Annotated in this window: 14 protein-coding genes; 12 read left to right on the top strand and 2 right to left on the bottom strand. The window is 43.7% G+C overall.

All coding sequences use genetic code 11. The annotated features are described in order from the left end of the window. Nucleotides 1–141: 141 nt before the first annotated feature. Entirely contained in the window at nucleotides 142–2,931 is a 2,790-nt protein-coding gene (locus B3Z75_RS05450) for a two-component regulator propeller domain-containing protein (RefSeq protein WP_294068459.1), read from the bottom strand. Nucleotides 2,932–3,333: 402 nt separating this feature from the next. On the opposite strand from B3Z75_RS05450, the gene B3Z75_RS05445 reads away from it, so the two are divergent. Continuing rightward, on the top strand, nucleotides 3,334–5,958 hold the full coding sequence (locus tag B3Z75_RS05445) for a valine--tRNA ligase (RefSeq protein ID WP_294068456.1): 2,625 nt from the start codon (nucleotides 3,334–3,336) through the stop codon (nucleotides 5,956–5,958). A gap of 87 nt (nucleotides 5,959–6,045) precedes the next feature. On the opposite strand, the gene B3Z75_RS05440 is transcribed toward B3Z75_RS05445, so the two are convergent. Next, complete coding sequence (locus B3Z75_RS05440) at nucleotides 6,046–6,783, bottom strand: helix-hairpin-helix domain-containing protein (protein ID WP_294068454.1); 738 nt, start codon at nucleotides 6,781–6,783, stop codon at nucleotides 6,046–6,048. Between the two features lie 219 nt (nucleotides 6,784–7,002). Between B3Z75_RS05440 and B3Z75_RS05435 the strand changes: the two genes are divergently transcribed. The 11 genes from B3Z75_RS05435 (at nucleotide 7,003) to B3Z75_RS05385 (ending at nucleotide 20,323) form a co-directional block, all read left to right on the top strand. Next, the gene (locus B3Z75_RS05435) at nucleotides 7,003–8,235 is read left to right on the top strand and encodes a nucleoside recognition domain-containing protein (RefSeq protein WP_294068452.1); all 1,233 of its coding nucleotides are present in this window, start codon (nucleotides 7,003–7,005) and stop codon (nucleotides 8,233–8,235) included. 36 nt (nucleotides 8,236–8,271) lie between these two features. After that, nucleotides 8,272–8,700, top strand: coding sequence for an rRNA maturation RNase YbeY (gene ybeY, locus B3Z75_RS05430; protein WP_294068450.1), 429 nt, complete (start codon nucleotides 8,272–8,274; stop codon nucleotides 8,698–8,700). 60 nt (nucleotides 8,701–8,760) lie between these two features. Then, nucleotides 8,761–9,711 carry an endonuclease/exonuclease/phosphatase family protein gene (locus tag B3Z75_RS05425; protein WP_294068448.1) on the top strand — a complete coding sequence of 317 codons (951 nt, stop codon included), beginning with the start codon at nucleotides 8,761–8,763 and terminating at the stop codon, nucleotides 9,709–9,711. A gap of 92 nt (nucleotides 9,712–9,803) precedes the next feature. Next, complete coding sequence (gene mnmG, locus B3Z75_RS05420) at nucleotides 9,804–11,678, top strand: tRNA uridine-5-carboxymethylaminomethyl(34) synthesis enzyme MnmG (RefSeq protein WP_294068446.1); 1,875 nt, start codon at nucleotides 9,804–9,806, stop codon at nucleotides 11,676–11,678. 54 nt (nucleotides 11,679–11,732) lie between these two features. Next, on the top strand, nucleotides 11,733–12,263 hold the full coding sequence (locus B3Z75_RS05415) for an adenine phosphoribosyltransferase (protein WP_294068444.1): 531 nt from the start codon (nucleotides 11,733–11,735) through the stop codon (nucleotides 12,261–12,263). A gap of 162 nt (nucleotides 12,264–12,425) precedes the next feature. Continuing rightward, the gene (gene uvrC / locus B3Z75_RS05410) at nucleotides 12,426–14,234 is read left to right on the top strand and encodes an excinuclease ABC subunit UvrC (protein WP_294068442.1); all 1,809 of its coding nucleotides are present in this window, start codon (nucleotides 12,426–12,428) and stop codon (nucleotides 14,232–14,234) included. 82 nt (nucleotides 14,235–14,316) lie between these two features. After that, entirely contained in the window at nucleotides 14,317–14,769 is a 453-nt protein-coding gene (gene dtd, locus B3Z75_RS05405) for a D-aminoacyl-tRNA deacylase (protein WP_294068440.1), read from the top strand. A gap of 34 nt (nucleotides 14,770–14,803) precedes the next feature. Further along, nucleotides 14,804–15,130, top strand: coding sequence for a nucleotide pyrophosphohydrolase (locus B3Z75_RS05400; RefSeq protein WP_294068438.1), 327 nt, complete (start codon nucleotides 14,804–14,806; stop codon nucleotides 15,128–15,130). A 26-nt stretch (nucleotides 15,131–15,156) separates the two neighbouring features. Further along, a complete protein-coding gene (gene deoC, locus B3Z75_RS05395) occupies nucleotides 15,157–16,026 on the top strand; it encodes a deoxyribose-phosphate aldolase (protein WP_294068436.1) in 870 nt (289 codons plus the stop codon). Between the two features lie 36 nt (nucleotides 16,027–16,062). Further along, nucleotides 16,063–19,458: a glycoside hydrolase family 2 TIM barrel-domain containing protein gene (locus B3Z75_RS05390; RefSeq protein WP_414702864.1), complete on the top strand. Its 3,396-nt coding sequence runs from the start codon at nucleotides 16,063–16,065 to the stop codon at nucleotides 19,456–19,458. Between the two features lie 442 nt (nucleotides 19,459–19,900). Continuing rightward, on the top strand, nucleotides 19,901–20,323 hold the full coding sequence (locus B3Z75_RS05385) for an Hsp20/alpha crystallin family protein (RefSeq protein WP_294068555.1): 423 nt from the start codon (nucleotides 19,901–19,903) through the stop codon (nucleotides 20,321–20,323). The last annotated feature ends 41 nt before the right edge of the window (nucleotides 20,324–20,364 follow it).

Genomic DNA, 20,364 nt, shown 5'->3' with positions numbered 1-20,364 from the left:
CTCTAAATTAACGACGCTTCTCCTCATACCTACTAAAAGTATGGAGTGTAAAAAACTCAGGTTTGGTAAAACATGGAGTAAAGATAAATACTTATTGAATGATTCTTTTGAATTCCTATATCAAAAGAATAAATTGTTGGATTAATTACCTCTTAGACTCTTTATATATTCATATGGCGTTATGCCTGTGCTCTTTTTAAAAGAGCGGAAAAAGGAAGCCCGGGAACTAAATCCACATAAATCGGCTAACACTTCGAGGGTATATCTGGAAAAAGTATCTTCGGCCACTAACTTCTTAAATTCAGCAATGCGCCATTCATTCACAAAATCATAATAAGATACACTTAGATACTGATTAAAAAGATAAGACAAAGAATGTGATGAAGTATGAAGTGCATCAGCTAAATCTCCTATTTTAAGCTCTTTATTCATGTAAGGTTTTTCATCCTGCATATATTTATTTAGTGCCTCATGAAGGGCATCGCACTCTTCGGTACTTATCCGATTCATCTTGTATTTTTCCTCTTCTTTATCCGACAAATCAGCCTCGAGTGCATTATCACCCTGATTTACATCAACTTTATTCTTTAATAATATGGTAACATAATATAGCAATGCAATCAATAAAATGCCAAACAATAAAATCAGAAAAGTACGGGATTTAAAAAACGGAGATTGTCTGATCTTAATGGCAAAGGAGACTTGAGAATCTTCATTTCCCGGAATACGCATACGAAATATATATTTTCCCGGAGAAAGGTTGAAATATGAAATCTCATTTTGTCCGGTTATAAACATCCAGTCACCGTCTATCTTATCCATTTTATATTCAACGAGTATAGCAGAGGGATTGGTATAGGATAAATCTGAAAAACGGAATACAATATTATTCTGATCGTACTCGAATATGGCCTGCTTTTCCTCTATTATACTTTTAAGTTCTTTTATTGATAAAGAGTTGCCATTGACAAGCAGATCGGAAAGCACAAGAGTAGTAGAAGGCTTCTGCTCTGTTTCGGGAATATTAGCTGGATCTACGTACAACAATCCCTTGGAATTTCCAAACCACAATATCCCATTCTGATCCCTATATGCCGTATAATGGGTAAAGGTAGGGGATGGAATACCGTGCATATAATTGAATACGGTGTACTTTTCATTACAGAAACGTACAAGCCCCCCATCTGAAGTGAGCCAAATGCACCCCGAATCATCTTCCACGATGGAGGTATAGATATTCGCCTGAAGAGCGGGCAACTTATTGATTCTGGAAAATGATTTCATGCTGAGATCGGAAATAAAAAAATCTCCTTTTTCAGGAAGAAAGTAAAGCCGGTGTTGCCTGTCTTCATACATGACATGAATCTTCTCTTTATGAAAAAAATCGGGCGGAAACAAATTTGTCCTGACACTTTCGGTATTGGAATCGAACAACGCCAATCCATTGTCAGTACAAAACCATCCTTTGCCCTCTGAATCGAAAAAAACCTCGTACACATTCCCCTCGGGTAATTGAGAGTTCGTACTGGTGAACAATGTTATTTCATCTTTCAAACTATGATAGCGAATTACACCTTGAGAGGATCCAATCCACATGTCCCCTTGCTTATCCTGACGAAAACAAAAAATATGCCCATTTTGTAATACTTCATGATTCTCACCAGAATAACGACGAATTTCCAGTGATTTGGGATTTAAAATATACATTCCGGCACCATACGTCCCTATATAATATTCATCGCGATAATACGTAAGGGAAAGAATTAAGTCGGATTGCAATACAGACCGGTTGAAATATTTTACTCTCTTTTCTTTCTCATTGATGAAATAAAGACCATCTCTGGTTCCAATAAGTTTTTCATGGCCATTCATCACAAAAGAACGTACCGTTAAATTAAGAGAGTTAAAAACAGAATCTGATTTATACACTTTAAACAAACCGGATTGATAAAGGCTATAATCCAAGCCATCCTGGTAATAGCCAATCCATATCCTCTGCATCCTGTCCACTAATAGCGAATAGACAGAATTAGAACGAATACTTTCCGGATTATTTACGTCGTGGCGCAAACTTTGTATAATTTCTTTTTTACGATGGGAGAGAAAAAAGATCCCGTTCCCGTCAGTCGATGCATAAATCATATCATCTCCATCTGTTGAAATAGAGGATATAATATTTGATCCGACATCGATAAAATTCGAAAACCGTTCTGTTTGAATATCGAAACGGATTATGCCGGCATTATAAGTTCCGAGATAGAGCGTATGATCCAGATACGTGATATTTCTGAAATTTGCTTTTATGGAAAAGTTGTCCGGATAGCTGTACTCTCTTACTTTTTTATTCACAGCATCATACATAATAACACTGCTTGTAGTTGCCAGCCATAATAATCCGGAATCATCCTTGGTTATACCTCTGATGTTGTTCGAAGAAGAAAAGGGATTGTCGTTTAAGTTTATCTGCTCGATAGTTGAAGAATCATACACGTAAAATCCACGCTCTGTTCCAATGTATAAATGGTTATTGCCGTCAAACAAAAGGGTATTCACCGTATGACTTATCGTTTCAGGGACAATTCTGATCAAATGTCCCGTACTTTCATCCAGTTTCCATAAACCAAGTGCGTTACCAACCCAAATTTGACCGTTTCTTGTTTCACAAATTGTATTGATTCTTATGCGTTGTTCCTGTAAAGTATTTTCAAAAGGAAAATGTTTAACCTTTATTCCATCGAAGCGATCCAGTCCTTTTCCCGTGCCCAGCCAAATAAATCCTGTTGAATCCTGAAAAATTACATTTACCAATAAATCAGAAAGCCCATCCGTTTTCGAGATTCCTTTAAATACGTGTGAGTATCCAAAAGAATAACACGCTGATATATTAAATATTATAGCAAATAAACAACACTTAAAAATGTTTATTTTCATTATAGGGGAATAATTTACTTACAAATTCAGGATAAGATTTTAAAAATAAATAATCAATGGCCCGATTCTTACACTCAAATTCTTTACCAAGTAACAAATATATAAAAATTCTTTGTGCATCGGCTGCAGAATATTGGACAAAAATTTGAAAGGATCAATTCACCCCCTTTCTCCGTTAGAACAAATCAGACACACACAACAAACATCCATAAACCTATAGTTCTGCCTATTACATCTCTATTATTAATTTTAAATGGTGTAACATTCACCCAATATCTTCGAGATAAACTGAACAACAAAATGCTTTGAGTTATTTTTTGTATTTTTGCACTTTCTATATACAAAAATCAAACGACAAAGGGTTCCGCCTTCGGAATCCTTAAAAAAACCAGGTAATCAGAGATGGAGATTGCAAGCAAATACAATCCTGCAGAGGTAGAAGAGAAGTGGTATACGTACTGGATGGACAACAAACTGTTCCACTCCGAACCGGATGACCGGGAACCCTACACCATCGTCATTCCGCCGCCCAACGTGACGGGTGTGCTGCACATGGGGCACATGCTTAACAACACCATTCAGGACGTTCTGGTACGTCGTGCACGCATGCAGGGTAAAAATGCCTGCTGGGTGCCGGGCACCGATCATGCTTCCATTGCTACCGAAGCCAAGGTGGTCAACAAACTGGCTTCGAAGGGAATCAGAAAAACCGACCTTAGTCGGGGGGAGTTCCTGAAACATGCGTGGGACTGGACACATGAACACGGAGGAATCATCCTGCAGCAGCTGAAAAAGCTGGGTGCTTCGTGCGACTGGGAACGGACTGCTTTCACCATGGATGAGGAACGCTCCGAAAGCGTACTGCGGGTTTTTTGTGACTTGTATGACAAAGGACTCATTTACCGAGGTGTACGCATGGTCAACTGGGATCCCAAAGCACTCACGGCTTTGTCGGACGAAGAGGTGATCCACAAGGAGGTAAACGGAAAGCTTTATTACCTCAGATACAAGATCGAAGGCGATCCGGCAGGAGCTTATGCCGTGGTGGCTACCACGCGCCCCGAGACTATCATGGGCGATACTGCCATGTGTATCAACCCGAATGACCCGAAGAACGCGCATCTGAAAGGCAAAAAGGTGATTGTCCCCCTGGTGAATCGCGTGATCCCGGTAATTGAGGATGACTATGTAGACACCGAGTTTGGGACCGGCTGCCTGAAGGTGACGCCTGCACATGACGTGAACGACTATATGCTGGGAGAAAAGTATAACCTCCCCTCCATCGATATTTTCAATCCCGACGGTACTCTCAATGAACATGGAGCTATGTACGCCGGTATGGACCGTTTTGCCGTACGCACACAGATCGAAAAAGACCTGGAGGCGGCCGGGCTGATGGAGAAAATAGAACCCTACACCAACAAGGTGGGCTTCTCGGAACGTACCGACGAAGCCATTGAACCGAAGCTTTCCATGCAATGGTTCCTGAAGATGGAGGAACTGGCGAAACCAGCAGCAGAGGCAGTGGAAGATGATACTATCCGCTTCTATCCGGAGAAATATAAAAATACTTACCGACACTGGATGGAGAACATCAAGGATTGGTGTATCAGCCGTCAGCTCTGGTGGGGACATCAGATACCGGCCTACTTCCTGCCACAGGGCGGATATGTGGTGGCCATGACGAAAGAGGAAGCGTTTGAAAAAGCAAAGAAACAGGTAAGTTATTCCATCACGATGGACGATTTAAAGCAGGACGAAGATGTACTCGACACCTGGTTCTCCTCCTGGTTATGGCCTATCTCGGTTTTTGACGGTATCAACCGGCCCGGTAACAAAGATATCGGTTACTACTATCCGACCAGCGATCTGGTCACGGGTCCCGACATCATCTTCTTCTGGGTGGCCCGCATGATCATGTCGGGTTACGAATACCGTAACGAACCTTGCTTCCGGAATGTCTATTTTACAGGAATTGTGCGCGACAAACAGGGCCGGAAGATGTCGAAACAGCTGGGAAACTCTCCCGACCCAATTGAGCTGATGGACAAGTACGGAGCCGATGGGGTACGCATGGGGATGCTGCTCTCCTCCGCGGCCGGGAACGACCTCCTCTTCGACGAAACACTCTGCGAACAGGGGCGTAATTTCAATAACAAGATATGGAATGCCTTCCGGCTCATCAAAGGCTGGGAGGTGGAGAGCTCTCTTTCTCAGCCGGAGTCGGCACGGACTGGCATCGACTGGTTCGGCAGCAAACTATCCGAGACCATTCTTGAGATGGACGACCTCTTCTCAAAATACCGTCTCTCCGAGGCGTTGATGCTTCTTTACAAGCTCTTCTGGGACGAATTCTCTTCGTGGTACCTGGAGATTATCAAGCCGGCTTATCAGCAGCCTATCGACATCGAAACCTACAGGGTGACGCTGCACTATTTTGATGCCCTGCTTCGACTGCTGCACCCCTTTATGCCCTTTATTACCGAAGAATTGTGGCAGGCATTGAACGAAAGAAAAGCCGGAGATAGTATTATGACGGTCCTACTGCCGAAAAGCGAAGAAATTAATAAATCACTGCTGGCCGACATTGAACTGGTAAAACAGGTGATCGCAGGTGTACGTACCATCCGACTGGAAAAAAATATACCGCAGAAAGATGCGCTGGAACTGCAAGTGGTGGGTGGAGAAACGGCCCCATACAGCAGCATCATATTGAAAATGTGCAACTTATCATCCTTTTCTCCCGTTTCCGAAAAACAAGCCGGCGCAGCGGGTTTTATGGTGGGCACTGTTGAGTACTCTGTCCCCATTGCGGACAAAATGGATGTAGAAGCAGAGTTGCAGAAATTAAACGCTGAACTTACCTATACCGAGGGTTTCCTGCAGTCGGTACTGAAAAAGCTCTCCAACGAACGGTTCGTACAGAACGCCAAGCCGGAGATCGTGGAGAATGAGCGCAGAAAACAAGCAGATGCCGAGAGCAAAATAGCCCTGTTGAGAGAGAATATCGCGGTGCTGAAAGGATAATAAAGGATAGGGGTTACGTGTACCCGACTACCATCATCACTACGCACCAAATAGTGATAGCCTGAAGATGCTGAGATTCCCGTATGTTCAAAACTCGAGATAGGGGGCCAGACGGGAGATATCTTCGGACGTGAACTCATTGAGCATGGCCAGCTCGTTGATGGAAGCAATATCTCCTTTTCTTCTGCGCAGGTTGATGATTGCCTGCACCTGTGTGTAATTCAGGTAGGGGTGACGCAAAAGTTCTCTGAAATGCAGTTCGTTCACCTTCACCCTTTTCCAGTTGCCTCCGATCTGAATATAGGGCAGGATGCGCCCGTAGAGCTCCATGTCCATGCCATATACCTCCAGAAGCTGCTCCGGCATGACATATCCTCCCAAAAGGTCCCCGTATTTCACGATACGCGAGGCAAAGGTGCTACCGATGCCGGGAATTTTTTTCCACTGTGCCGTATCGGTATCGTTGAGGGAAATTGTTTCTCCTGCCGATAATTTTGTCGCACCGGGATAGGTAGTAAATAGCCGTTCGTGATCGTCATTCTCCAAAGTTTCCTTATTCCGTACAGGCTTCAAGCTTTCCGGTTCATATTCGACCATCTCTTCATAAGTTCTCGCCTCACGGTAAGGCGGTACGCGCTCTTTCAATGTCTGCCGGAACGAATCAAACTCGTTAATCAACGCCTCGTTTTGAACGATCACCATTTCGGATCTTCTTCCGTAACGAAGAACACCGTTCAGAATCATGGTCAACAGAATAAGAACCAGCAACAATATTACCGCAAGCTTCGATCCCTGCTGATAATGCAAAAAATCTTTCCACTTCATAGGGTTAACAGTTAATTATTTGACGATAAAGTTACACAATGTTCGGTGAATACCTCTCAAATCAAAGATTTTAAACCCGACATCGAGACATTCGCACGTCGCACTTCTTAAAATATAGCCCTTTTCCTCATAATTACACTTGCTCTTTTTCTATTTAATCGTATCTTTGATTGGTCTATTTCGATGAGAACTCTTTTTCATTCATGACTTCGGCATCGTATGGTTTTGAATTATATTTGGATTGCATTTTTTTTAATTGCCTTTGGGGTTGCATTGGTAAAACTGCTTCTCTTTGGAGATCTGCAAGTGTTTACCGACATCATGAACTCAACCTACGACACAGCCAGGACCGGATTTGAAATATCCCTCGGACTCACGGGTGTTCTCTCTCTATGGCTTGGCGTGATGAAAATTGGGGAACGGGGCGGCATGGTTGAATCATTTTCAAGGGCTGTTTCCCCTCTGTTTTCCAGGATTTTCCCGGATATTCCAAAAAACCACCCTGCCGCAGGATCCATGCTGATGAACATATCAGCGAATATGCTGGGCCTCGACAATGCAGCTACTCCCTTCGGATTGAAGGCGATGCAGGAACTGCAGGAGTTCAATACAAAGAAAGAGGAGGCCTCGAACCCCATGATCATGTTTTTGGTGCTGAACGCATCGGGATTGACCCTTATTCCGGTCACCGTGATGGTGTATCGCGCGCAATTAGGGTCAACCAATCCGGCCGATGTTTTTATCCCTATCATGATTGCCACGTTTGTTGCCACGCTCGTGGGAATGATTGCAGTATGTCTGAAGCAGGGTATCAATATTTTCCAACGGTCGATCATTGCATTTATTCTTGCCATGGCAGGTATTATTGCGGGCACGATATTGATTTTCCAGACAATGCCCCAGGAGAAAATCAATATCATCTCCAGCCTCGCAGCAAATTTCATCCTCTTCACGATCATCGTCCTTTTTATTGTAAAGGCTCTGAAGAGAAAAATAAATATCTTCGACGCTTTCATTGACGGCGCAAAAGACGGCTTTAAAACTGCTGTTTCCATCATACCTTACCTGATTGCTATTCTGGTTGGCATTGGCGTATTCAGGGCATCCGGAGCCATGGATTTCCTGATGGAGGGAGTGCGCGACCTGGTTGCTCTCAGCGGCATGGATACCCGCTGGGTAGACGGGATGCCTACAGCCCTGATGAAGCCGTTGAGTGGTAGTGGCGCTCGGGGAATGATGATAGATACGATGAAGACTTTCGGTGCCGATTCATTTGCCGGCAGACTATCGAGTGTCTTGCAGGGAGCCACCGATACCACCTTCTACATTGTGGCTGTTTACTACGGTGCAGTGAACATTAAAAATTCGCGCTATACCGTTCCCTATGCGCTTTTAGCGGATTTAGCAGGGGTTATTGCGGCCATTTTCGTGGCCTACCTATTTTTCGGATAAAAATAAAAGAGTCTCCAGGTTAATATAACTTAAATTATGGCAATTACTTATCAGGCAGAAAATGTAACCCTCCCCAGAATCAAGAGAAGGGAAACGACACGTTGGATCAAAACGGTGGCAGAAAGATATCATAAGAAGGTGGGGGAAATTGCCTATCTTTTTTGTGACGATGCAAAAATTCTGGAGATCAACCGGCAATATCTGCAGCATGATTATTATACCGATATCATCACGTTCGACTACTCCGAAGACAACAGGATTTCGGGAGACATATCTATTAGTCTTGATACCGTTCGATCAAATTCACAAATGTATCATACTGATTTTGAACTGGAACTGTACCGTGTGATGATCCACGGAATTCTTCATCTTTGCGGAATTGACGATCAGTCGGACTCGGAAAAGAAGGAGATGCGCATTGCGGAAGACTCCGCACTTGAACTCCTGAGGAATCCACTCCCATAATTTACCAATTGGTCTACATCGCTGAATATCATTTACATTTGTAAACAACCTGCGTACAGAATGACACATCCATTTTCCTTCGTGTTTTACAACACCGAAAATTTTTATGACACAATCGACGATCCGAAGACGATGGACGATGATTTTACACCGAACGGAAATAGAAAATGGACATTGGAGCGGTTCAATGATAAAGTAGGAAAATTAACAAAAGTAATCGGTGAAATTGTAAAACCCGATTACCCCGATGTAATCGGTCTGGCGGAGATTGAAAACAAATGGGTGATGGAAAGCATTTTGGACGAAATGAACCGCAATGGTATAAGGCGGTATAGTTTTATCCATTATGACAGTCCCGACGAAAGGGGTTCGGACGTAGCAATAATTTACAATACACAAACGTTTGCTATTCTTGAATCAACACCGATCTTAGTGCATCTCCCCGGGATAGAAGACCGTACACGCGATATCCTGTATATAAAAGGAAAAACGTTGAACAGCGAAATTCTGCATTTGTTTGTCGTGCATTTTCCTTCGCGCAATTCGGGAAAAGAAGTTTCGGAGCGGAGACGGTATTTTGTGGCGAGCGAATTGAAAAACGCAATCTGCAAAATCCAGGACGAGAACCCCAATGAAAATGTGCTCGTCATGGGCGATTTTAACGATACACCCGACGACAACAGTATTGACGAAGTTCTGGGTGCAAAGAAAGAATTTTCAAGTGTCGTAAATCATAAATTATACAACCTGCTCTATCCTAAATTCAAAAAAGGTCTGGGCACGACATACCACAAAAGATGGCTGCTTTTTGATCAATTTATTGTATCCGGTAGCATGTTATTATCGGACAGAATAGATTGTAAACCGGACTATGCCGACATATTCAATCCTCCCTATCTGCTGCATACCGACAGAAACAAACAAATCAGCCCAAATCGGAGCTATCGCGGTAGATTCACAGGAGGTTACAGCGACCATCTCCCGATCTATCTGCGTATCTATCTGAAATAAAGGCTGTTTTTCTTCTATTATCGGGAATTAACATCCGGCGTAATCGTAACGTTTTCTTTTTTAGTATCTTTGCATCCTCAAAATACTAAAAAATGACTTTCAATTACGACATCATTGTGGTGGGTGCAGGACATGCCGGTTGCGAAGCAGCCACGGCTGCAGCCAATTTGGGCTCAAAAGTGCTACTCATAACAATGGACATGAACAAAATTGCCCAGATGAGCTGCAATCCCGCCGTAGGCGGCATTGCCAAAGGGCAGATTGTGCGCGAAATTGATGCATTGGGAGGACAAATGGGAATTGTCAGCGACAAAACAGCCATTCAATTCAGAATGCTGAACCGTTCCAAAGGGCCTGCCATGTGGAGTCCGCGTGTGCAAAGCGATAGAATAAAATTCATTGACACATGGCGTGAGATCATCGAGAACACACCCAATCTGTATATGTGGCAGGATATGGTCACCGAGCTTGTGGTCGACAGCATGACTGTAACCGGCGTAAAAACTCGCATGGGCGTTGAATTTTCGGCCAAATCTGTGATCCTGACAAACGGGACCTTTTTGAACGGGCTTATTCATATCGGTAAAGTTCAAATTGGTGGAGGTCGCCTCGGAGAACCGGCATCGTTCGGCATGACCGAACATCTTCGTAAACTGGGGTTCAAAACTGACCGTATGAAGACGGGCACACCAGTCAGAATAGATGCAAGAAGCGTGGATTTTTCATTGCTAGAAGAACAAAAGGGGGACGACGATTTCCATAAATTCTCTTATTTATCGGAAGTAGAACGTACGCTGCAACAGCGTAGCTGTTGGATAGCTTATACATCGGAAGAGGTACACGAGGCATTGCAGGAAGGACTGCATGACTCCCCACTCTATAACGGACAGATTCAAAGCATCGGCCCCCGTTACTGCCCCAGCATTGAAACAAAGATTGTGACATTTGCAGAGAAGACAAGCCACCAGCTTTTTCTGGAACCGGAAGGCGAGACAACACACGAATACTATCTCAATGGCTTCTCCTCTTCCCTGCCCCTTCAAATTCAGCTAAAAGCACTACAACGCGTACCGGCCTTCAGAAATGTACACATTTTCCGACCCGGGTATGCCATAGAATATGACTTTTTCGACCCTACTCAACTCCACCCTACCCTCGAAACGAAACCCGTTAAGAACCTTTTTTTTGCGGGACAGATAAACGGGACAACAGGCTACGAAGAGGCAGCAGGACAGGGAATGATTGCCGGGATCAATGCACACATCAATTGTCATGGGGGCAATCCTTTTATACTGCGCAGAGACGAAGCATATATCGGTGTACTGATCGATGATCTGATCACCAAAGGAGTGGACGAACCATATCGTATGTTCACCTCCCGCGCAGAATACCGCATCCTCTTGCGACAGGACAATGCGGATGAAAGGCTTACCCGCAAAGCCGGGGAACTGGGGCTTGCTTCAAACGAAAGAATACAGCTTCTCAACAGCAAAGAAGAAAAGGTACACGAAATAATCGACTTTGTCCGTAATTTTTCCGTCAAGGCAGAACGAATCAATCCCTTTCTGGAAAAGATCGGTACAGCACCGTTGAAACATGGTGTGAAACTGTTCGACCTGCTTACCCGTCCCCACATCGACCTTAGACTGATGTCACAGGAAATCTCGCCACTCAACGAACTTCTCCAGAAGATTGGGGACCGCAAGGAGGAGATCATTGAATCGGCCGATATTAAAATAAAATATGGCGGATATATTAAACGGGAACGGATTATGGCAGACAAAATAAGTCGCCTTGAGGACATTCGCATCAAAGATAAGTTCAACTACAATAAAATTCAATCACTGTCGACCGAGGCGCGCCAGAAACTCACGAAGATCAATCCCGAAACCATTGCACAGGCAAGCAGGATTCCCGGGGTTTCACCAAACGACATCTCCGTTTTGCTGGTCCTTCTCGGACGATAAGACAACAATGTTTCACGTGGAACATTTCAATAAAAACAGGAAACAAAATAAAAAATGAGCATCGAAACACTATCAGACGCTGTCAGGAATATCCCTGACTTCCCTATCCCTGGGATCCAGTTTAAAGACATTACCACTCTGTTCCAATCTCCGGAACATTTAAAAGAACTGTCAGAAATTCTCTTTGAACGATATCGGGACAAAGGGATCACCAAGGTTGTAGGTATAGAATCACGCGGTTTTTTCATGGGACCGGCATTGGCTATCCAGCTGGGCGCTGGATTTGTCCCCATTCGAAAACCAGGCAAGTTACCTTATAAAGTAATCGAAGAAGCATATTCAAAGGAATACGGGGATGATACCATCCAAATTCATGCAGATGCATTGACACCGGACGATGTGGTTCTGATCCACGACGATTTATTGGCGACAGGAGGTACCATGCTGGCCGCTTATAACCTGATCAGAAAATTGGGCGTAAAAACGATATATATTAACTTCCTGATTGAACTGGAAGAGTTAAAAGGACGGAAATTGTTTCCTGCAGAAGTTGAAGTAAACAGCATTCTCAAGTTTACAGTATGATGAACTCAGGAGTCATGTTGACTTTGGGAAAATAACCTATTTACCTTTCCCGGTGTAATTCCTCACGGGAAGACCAAACTCATTTTTGCCTTCTTCTCAACAATCGGCAAAAATGAGTTTTATTTTGTAAATTTGCCTTATATAAACGATCCTGATTAAAAAATGACTGACGAAATTATAAATACTCTGGCCGTTATACCCCACCTCCCGGGCTGCTACCAGTTTCTGGATGAAAAAGGAACGGTTATATACGTTGGGAAAGCCAAGGATTTGAAAAAAAGAGTATCCTCTTATTTCAATAAAATACAAGATCACCCGAAGACAAGAATCCTCGTCAGAAAAATTTGCAAAATAAAATACATTGTCGTCAACAGCGAAGAAGACACGTTTCTTCTGGAAAATAATCTGATCAAGCAACTGAAGCCACGCTATAACGTGATGCTGAAAGACGACAAGTCATACCCATCCATTGTGGTAAAAAATGAATTTTTTCCGCGGGTATACAAAACTCGGAATCTGGTCAGAGATGGATCAAAATATTACGGTCCCTACACGTCGGTTCAATCGGTGAATGCACTACTGGATCTTATTCGCAGGGTCTATAAAATCAGGACATGCCGTTTGAATCTGACACCCGAGAATATAGCTGCAGGGAAATTCAACGTCTGCCTCGAATACCATATTAAAAGGTGCGAGGGACCCTGCGAAGGATTGCAATCACTGGAAAGTTACCAGAAAAATATTGCTGAAATTACCGAAATCCTCAAAGGTAACATCTCGCTGATTGAAAAGCAGATTCAGGAAAAAATGCAGTTGCTTGCAAATCAAATGCGGTATGAAGAAGCCCACGAACTTAAGGAAAAGTTGCTATTGATTCAAAACTTCAGGGAAAAATCACAGGTAATCAGCAATATGAATTACAACCTGGATATTTTTTCTATTGAACAGGATGAAAATTCAGCATTCATCAATTATCTTCACGTAGTGAACGGTGCAATTACCCAGGCATACACGTTCGAGTACAAAAAGAAACTCGATGAAACGCCCGAGGAATTACTCGGGATGGGAATCCTGGAGATGCGACAACGATTCGGCAGTGAATCGAAGGAGATTATTGTCCCGTTTGTCCCGGATCTGAAACTACAGGGAGTTGAGTTTACAGTTCCTCAGCGGGGTGAAAAAAGAAGCCTCCTCGCTTTGTCGGAAAAAAATGTAAAACAGTACAAAATTGACAAGCTAAAGAAATCGGAAATGCTCAACCCCGAGCAACGTACCACAAGAATATTGAAAACAGTACAAAAGGATCTTCGGTTAAAAGAACTTCCTCTGCATATCGAATGTTTCGATAATTCCAATATTCAGGGAACAAATCCGGTAGCTGCCTGTGTTGTCTTCAAAAAAGCAAAGCCGTCGAAAAAAGAGTATCGCCATTTCAACATTAAAAGTGTTACAGGGCCCGATGATTACGCATCGATGCGCGAAATTGTGGAAAGACGCTATTCTCGGCTGCTTAACGAAGGCTCTACCCTACCTCAACTCATTGTAATTGACGGAGGTAAAGGTCAATTACACGCTGCCGTAGAATCGCTTCAGAAAATTGGGCTTTATGGAAAAATTGCCGTGATTGGCATTGCAAAGCGATTAGAAGAAATATATTACCCCGGCGATTCGGTTCCTCTCTATATCGACAAGAATTCCGAAACGTTAAAATTGATTCAACAGCTTCGCGACGAAGCCCACCGGTTTGGAATTACTTTTCACCGGCAAAAAAGAAGCAAGTCGCAACTGATCTCGGAACTTGACGGTGTAAAAGGGATCGGCCCCGAAACAAAAAAAAGATTGCTTACTCATTTTAAAAGTATCAAGCGGATCAAAGAAGCAAGCAAGGAAGAGATTGTTGAGATTATCGGCAATAACAGAGGATCGATTATTGCGGAATGGATTGAAGAGGGAAAAAATAAACTCATATGATACAATTCAGGACAGCAATTCGAAAAGCAAAACAGACTGTAGAAAATCCGGAATAAAAAAAGAACATTGTATTTTTGAAATTATGCGATTGATCATACAACGTGTGAAGGAAGCCTCTGTATCTATTGGAGGTGAAACAAAAGGGTGTATTAAAAACGGGATGCTGTTGCTGGTTGGCATTGAAGATTCTGATAACGAAGATGATATCGGGTATTTATGCAGGAAAACCGTAAATTTGCGTATATTTAACGATGAAAAAGGAATAATGAACAGATCGGTGATGGAAACCGGCGGAGATATTCTGGTCGTTTCGCAGTTCACCCTGCACGCAAGCACAAAGAAAGGCAATCGACCTTCCTATATCAGGGCCGCCAAACCAGAAATATCGGTACCGCTTTACGAACAGTTTTGCAACACCTTGTCGGAATGGCTGCAGAAGCCGGTGCAGACAGGTGAATTTGGGGCAGATATGCAGGTACATCTTGTGAACGACGGACCGGTTACCATATGGATCGACTCAAAAAACCGGGAATAACAATCATAACTATCAATTTGACATTCAATCAACAATGACAATTCAGGAGGCACAACAACAGGTAGATCTGTGGATCCGTGAATATGGCGTTCGCTATTTCGGAGAACTTACCAACATGACAATTCTTATGGAGGAGGTAGGCGAACTTGCCCGCATAATGGCACGAACCTACGGTGATCAATCCTTTAAAGATTCCGATTTATCGAAAAGTCTTCCGGATGAGATGGCCGATGTGCTATGGGTATTGCTCTGTCTTGCCAACCAAACCGGTGTAAATCTGGAGGAAGCATTGCAAAAAAATATCGAAAAAAAAACGATAAGGGATGCGACTAGACATCTGAATAACAAGAAATTAAAGTAATAATAAATCATAAACACCTAGAGAAAATGGAATCAGATAAATATTTAAACGCCCTCGAAATTCACCCTTTCACATTAACAGACAGGGATGTAACTGAAAAAGCAGGTCGAATTCTTGCTGAAAAAATGGAAGAAAACAATACCAAAGAGGTATACAGAAAATTGTATAGCTGCATTGACCTCACCACACTCAACACGACAGACACACGGGATAGTGTATGGAAATTTATAGAACAGGTGAATGCTTTCGATGGCTCAACACCCGAAGTGGAGAATGTGGCCGCGATCTGTGTATATCCAAACTTCGCACATGTGGCGAAAGAAGCACTCACTGCAGACGTAAAGATAGCCTGTGTATCTGGCGGCTTCCCAACATCCCAAACATTCGCCGAAGTGAAAGTTGCCGAAACGGCCCTGGCTGTCGCCGATGGAGCAGATGAAATTGATGTGGTGATAAACGTAGGCCTTTTCCTTGGTGAAGAATATGAGGAGATGTGCGAAGAACTAAGCGAGATAAAAGAAGCGTGTCGTCATGCTTCACTGAAGGTCATCCTGGAAACAGGTGCTTTGAATACGGTTCAACAGATTCACAATGCCGCCATTCTCTCTCTCTATTCCGGGGCCGACTTTTTAAAAACATCCACGGGCAAAGGGTATCCGGGAGCTACGCTGGAAGCTGCCTATGTAATGTGTCACGCCATAAAATCGTATTATGGTAAAACAGGTAGGAAAGTTGGACTGAAGGTATCGGGCGGCATCTCTACTACCGTCGACGCAGTAAAGTATTACACACTCGTCAAAGAGCTGCTGGGAGAAGAATGGTGTAACCCTACCCTATTCAGGATAGGTGCAAGCCGGCTTGCTGGCAACTTACTATCAGAAATAAAAACTACCTAATTTATTAGGAAAAAAAGAAAAACAACGAGTGCTAAAATGAAGAAAAAATTAATTGTCCTCGCTGCAGCCTTTGGTTTACTATCGATTAATCATTCTCAGGCACAAGAGAGCAGAATGACATCAAACTTACGTACACTTCCTTACTGGCAGGATGTGAATGTTGTCCAGGTGAATAAGGAATACCCCCGGACGCAGTTTATGACCTACGACAACAAACAGGAGGCATTGCAAACGCGATTTGAACAGAGTAAGTATTATCTTTCACTGAACGGAACATGGAAGTTTTATTTCGTGGAGGGATACAAAGATCTTCCCGAAAATATTACGGACTCAACGGTATCATTTTCGGAATGGAAAGATATCAAAGTGCCCGGAAACTGGGAAATGCAGGGATTTGGAACTGCAATATACGTAAATCATCCCTATGAATTTGTAGAGCGTGATCCAAAAACCCGATTTCCAAAGATGGCCCCACCCTATCTTCCGGAACAAAATCCGGTAGGCGTATACCGTCGTGAAATCGATATCCCCGAGGATTGGACCGATCGCGAGATATTTTTGAGCATCGACGGTGCCAAATCGGGGGTTTATGTATATATTAACGGTAAAGAGGTAGGCTATAGCGAAGATTCAAAAACCACAGCCGAATTTCGCATCAACAAGTACGTAACACCAGGCAAAAATTCGCTTGTCTTGAAAATATTCCGATGGAGTACAGGCTCTTACCTCGAAAGCCAGGATTTCTGGCGCATAAGTGGCATTGAGCGGGATGTATTCCTTTGGTCACAGCCCAAGACCTCGCTGCGTGATTTCAGGATCAAATCCACCCTCGACGACAACTACCAAAACGGCATCTTCTCATTGGAAACAACCGTTGCAAATTATCATTCCGGTGTCTCGGTGGCGCAGGTGGCCTATGAACTGTTGGATCCATCGGGTAGAACCGTGGCATCGGGTATACAACCGGTCAGCATTCATGGGAACGGAGAAAACAGCGTACGTTTTCGTGCGGTTTTGCCGGACGTGGCAACCTGGACGTCTGAACATCCCAATCTGTACAAACTACTGATAACGGTCATCAAAGAGGGCGACACGCAAGGTGAAGTAGTTCCTTACGCAGTCGGCTTCCGCCGTTTTGAGATAAAACCTGTAACAGCAGGCGACAGGACCGACCGGTTATTCCTGGTGAACGGACAACCCATCAAGTTGAAAGGAGTGAATATTCACGAAACTAACCCAAAGACAGGACATTACGTTACCGAAGAACTGATGCGAAAAGACTTTGAGTTGATGAAGCAACACAACATTAACACCGTACGGTTAGCACATTATCCCCAGTCGCGCAGGTTCTATGAGTTGTGCAGCGAATATGGGTTGTATGTATACGACGAGGCAAACATCGAATCTCACGGTATGTATTACGGCCAGGAGTCACTAGCGAAACACCCCGAGTGGGAACAGACCCACATGGACCGTACAGTGAATATGTTCGAAAGAAACAAGAATCATCCATCGGTCACAATATGGTCACTGGGAAATGAAGCCGGTAACGGAATTAACTTCTTTCACACCTATAAGTTTCTGAAAGATCAGGAGCGCGATTTGATGCATCGTCCCGTCAATTACGAACGTGCTCTGTGGGATTTCAATACAGACATCTACGTTCCTCAATATCCAAGTGCCGCCTGGCTGGAAGAAATTGGCAAAAAAGGAAGTGACCGACCAGTGATTCCTTCGGAATACTCTCACGCAATGGGCAACTCCAATGGGAATCTCGATCTCCAGTGGGAGGCAATTTACAAATATCCGAACCTTCAGGGTGCATACATCTGGGATTGGGTAGATCAGGGCATGGAGGCCATCGATGAAAATGGACGGCATTATTACAAATATGGAGGAGACTACGGCACCGACATGCCGAGCGACGGCAACTTCCTTTGCAACGGATTGGTGAATCCCGACCGTACTCCCCACCCTGCCCTGGCTGAAGTAAAATACACACACCAGAATTTTGCATTCGAAGCTGTGGATCCGGCGAAAGGTACTTTCCGGGTTATCAACCGTCAATATTTCTCCAATACAAACGATTACTCCTTCAGGTACCGGATCACGGAAAATGGAGAGATCGTTGCAACAGGAACGCTGGATGTGGCTCTTTTGCCCCAACAATCGGACATAATGACCATTCCGCTCGGCAATGTAACGCCAGGAGCAGGCAAAGAGTACTTTGTGAATTTTGAAGTAATTCAAGAAACAACTACTCCGCTTATTCCTGCCGGGCACGTGGTGGCAATAGAACAATTTGCCCTTCCATTTGGCGAACCCAAACCTGTTTTTGTACAGACCGGCAACAATCCACCTCTCCAATTAACAGAAGCAGGAAATAATGTTGTAGTAAAATCTTCAAAAGTTCGTTTTGTTTTTGACAGGAAGAGCGGGCTGGTGACCTCTTACAAAGTGAATGGAACGGAATACTTTGAAGAAGGTTTCGGCATCCAGCCCAATTTCTGGCGTGCGCCTAACGATAACGACTATGGGAACGGGGCTCCCAACCGATTGCAGATATGGAAACAATCGAGTAAAAACTTCAAAGTGACCGATGTGAAGACTTCAACCGATGGAAATAACCAGGTGATGGAAATCACGTACCTCCTGGCTGCAGGAAATCTTTACAAGGTTCAATACACCCTTCATCCTTCGGGTATATTGAATGTGGATGTAACGTTCCTGTCGACCGATATGCAGGAAAAGCAGATTAGCGCCTCCGAGGCCACCCTGACAGCTACGTTTTCTCCGGAGGTAACTGCCGTGCGCAAGGTATCTTCAACCTTGACAGTACCACGTATCGGAGTACGTTTCCGTTTGCCGATGGCAATGAACAAAATTACCTATTATGGTCGAGGTCCCGGCGAGAATTATATAGACAGAGCCTCCGGCTCAAAAGTAGGTGTCTATCAGACCACAGCCGAAGATATGTACTTTCCTTATGTACGTCCTCAGGAGAACGGCCACAGAACGGATACCCGCTGGGTGGCACTCACAAACAACGAAAAAGGGCTTCTGGTCGTAGCGGATGGCACCATTGGCTTCAATGCACTGCGTAACAGCGTGGAAGATTTCGATTCGGAAGAATCCACACACCGCCCTTACCAATGGAACAATTTTAGCAGCGAAGAGATCGCTGCACGTTCCGAGAATGAGGCCAAAAACAACCGTCCGCGGCAGACACACATAAACGACATCACCCCACGCAATTTTGTAGAGGTCTGTATCGATATGAAACAACAGGGGGTAGCCGGATACAATAGCTGGGGTGCACGTCCCCTACCCGCTTACACACTGCCAGCCAACAGAAACTATGAATGGGGATTTACATTGATTCCGGTCAGCAATAACGCTGAGATCACTGAAAAAGCCGGCTGGAAGTACTGATTGACCAGCAGTGATATTCTATCATCCACACATTATGGGAAGGCGGACTTTGCGGTTCGCCTTCTTTGTTGTTTTACAACTTCCTTGTTTCGTAAATGTAAGGGGCAGCAGGGTATCGGTTACCATCATGCAGGATGGAACACTGCAGAATTATACCTTCCAATTAAAGGAAACCAATAGAGTATAGAGTGTCTGGTAGGTAAAAAAGAATTCAGCTTACCAGATGAACATCAATGCAGTCAAAGTTGTTTCATAGATGAGAAAAATCAAGAGACAATATGTGTCATTATGTCTGATTTTGGCAAATTTCGGGAGTTTTTCAGCGATATATCAAGTCATTTTGTCATTTTTCCGGGAGTTTTCTTCATTTTTATCCGTCGGCATGTATTTTGTGCTTTTGGAGTGTAAGCAAACAAATAAACAAAAAGAAAGGATTAAAATTATGGCTATCATTAGACGAACAAACAACTGGCTGCCGAGTGTCTTCAATGATTTCTTCGGCAATGAATGGATGGAAAACAGCAACAAATCTGTGCCTGCAATTAACATTCAGCAAAATGATCACGGGTTTACGGTAGAAGTAGCTGCACCCGGAATGACCAAGGAAGATTGCAATGTTCGGTTGGATGAGGCAAACAACCTCGTCATCGAATTCGAGAAAAAAAGTCAGACAGAAGAGAAAGACAAAGGTTCTTATCTGAGACGTGAATTTTCCTATACGCAGTTTCAAAGAAGAATGATTCTTCCTGACAACATTGAAAAGGAAAAAATTACGGCAAAAGTCGAAAACGGCGTATTGACAGTTGATATTCCTACAGTCAGTGAAGAAAAGAAGCCGAATTCCAGAATGATTGAAATTCAGTAAACAGGTAAAAGACCAATTAATTGAATGAGGGTGTATCACAA

This window comes from Proteiniphilum sp. UBA1028, from assembly GCF_002316955.1.
Lineage (GTDB): Bacteria > Bacteroidota > Bacteroidia > Bacteroidales > Dysgonomonadaceae > Proteiniphilum.
The sequence above is the reverse complement of the archived record's forward strand: the minus strand, read 5'-3'. Positions and strand labels throughout refer to the sequence as shown.

Excerpts from the sequence above, each read along its gene's own strand:
- B3Z75_RS05450 (WP_294068459.1), bottom strand. The coding sequence starts at position 2,931 with ATGAAAATAAACATTTTTAAGTGTTGTTTATTTGCTATAATATTTAAT.
- B3Z75_RS05445 (WP_294068456.1), top strand. The coding sequence starts at position 3,334 with ATGGAGATTGCAAGCAAATACAATCCTGCAGAGGTAGAAGAGAAGTGG.
- B3Z75_RS05440 (WP_294068454.1), bottom strand. The coding sequence starts at position 6,783 with ATGAAGTGGAAAGATTTTTTGCATTATCAGCAGGGATCGAAGCTTGCG.
- B3Z75_RS05435 (WP_294068452.1), top strand. The coding sequence starts at position 7,003 with ATGGTTTTGAATTATATTTGGATTGCATTTTTTTTAATTGCCTTTGGG.
- ybeY (WP_294068450.1), top strand. The coding sequence starts at position 8,272 with ATGGCAATTACTTATCAGGCAGAAAATGTAACCCTCCCCAGAATCAAG.
- B3Z75_RS05425 (WP_294068448.1), top strand. The coding sequence starts at position 8,761 with ATGACACATCCATTTTCCTTCGTGTTTTACAACACCGAAAATTTTTAT.
- mnmG (WP_294068446.1), top strand. The coding sequence starts at position 9,804 with ATGACTTTCAATTACGACATCATTGTGGTGGGTGCAGGACATGCCGGT.
- B3Z75_RS05415 (WP_294068444.1), top strand. The coding sequence starts at position 11,733 with ATGAGCATCGAAACACTATCAGACGCTGTCAGGAATATCCCTGACTTC.
- uvrC (WP_294068442.1), top strand. The coding sequence starts at position 12,426 with ATGACTGACGAAATTATAAATACTCTGGCCGTTATACCCCACCTCCCG.
- dtd (WP_294068440.1), top strand. The coding sequence starts at position 14,317 with ATGCGATTGATCATACAACGTGTGAAGGAAGCCTCTGTATCTATTGGA.
- B3Z75_RS05400 (WP_294068438.1), top strand. The coding sequence starts at position 14,804 with ATGACAATTCAGGAGGCACAACAACAGGTAGATCTGTGGATCCGTGAA.
- deoC (WP_294068436.1), top strand. The coding sequence starts at position 15,157 with ATGGAATCAGATAAATATTTAAACGCCCTCGAAATTCACCCTTTCACA.
- B3Z75_RS05390 (WP_414702864.1), top strand. The coding sequence starts at position 16,063 with ATGAAGAAAAAATTAATTGTCCTCGCTGCAGCCTTTGGTTTACTATCG.
- B3Z75_RS05385 (WP_294068555.1), top strand. The coding sequence starts at position 19,901 with ATGGCTATCATTAGACGAACAAACAACTGGCTGCCGAGTGTCTTCAAT.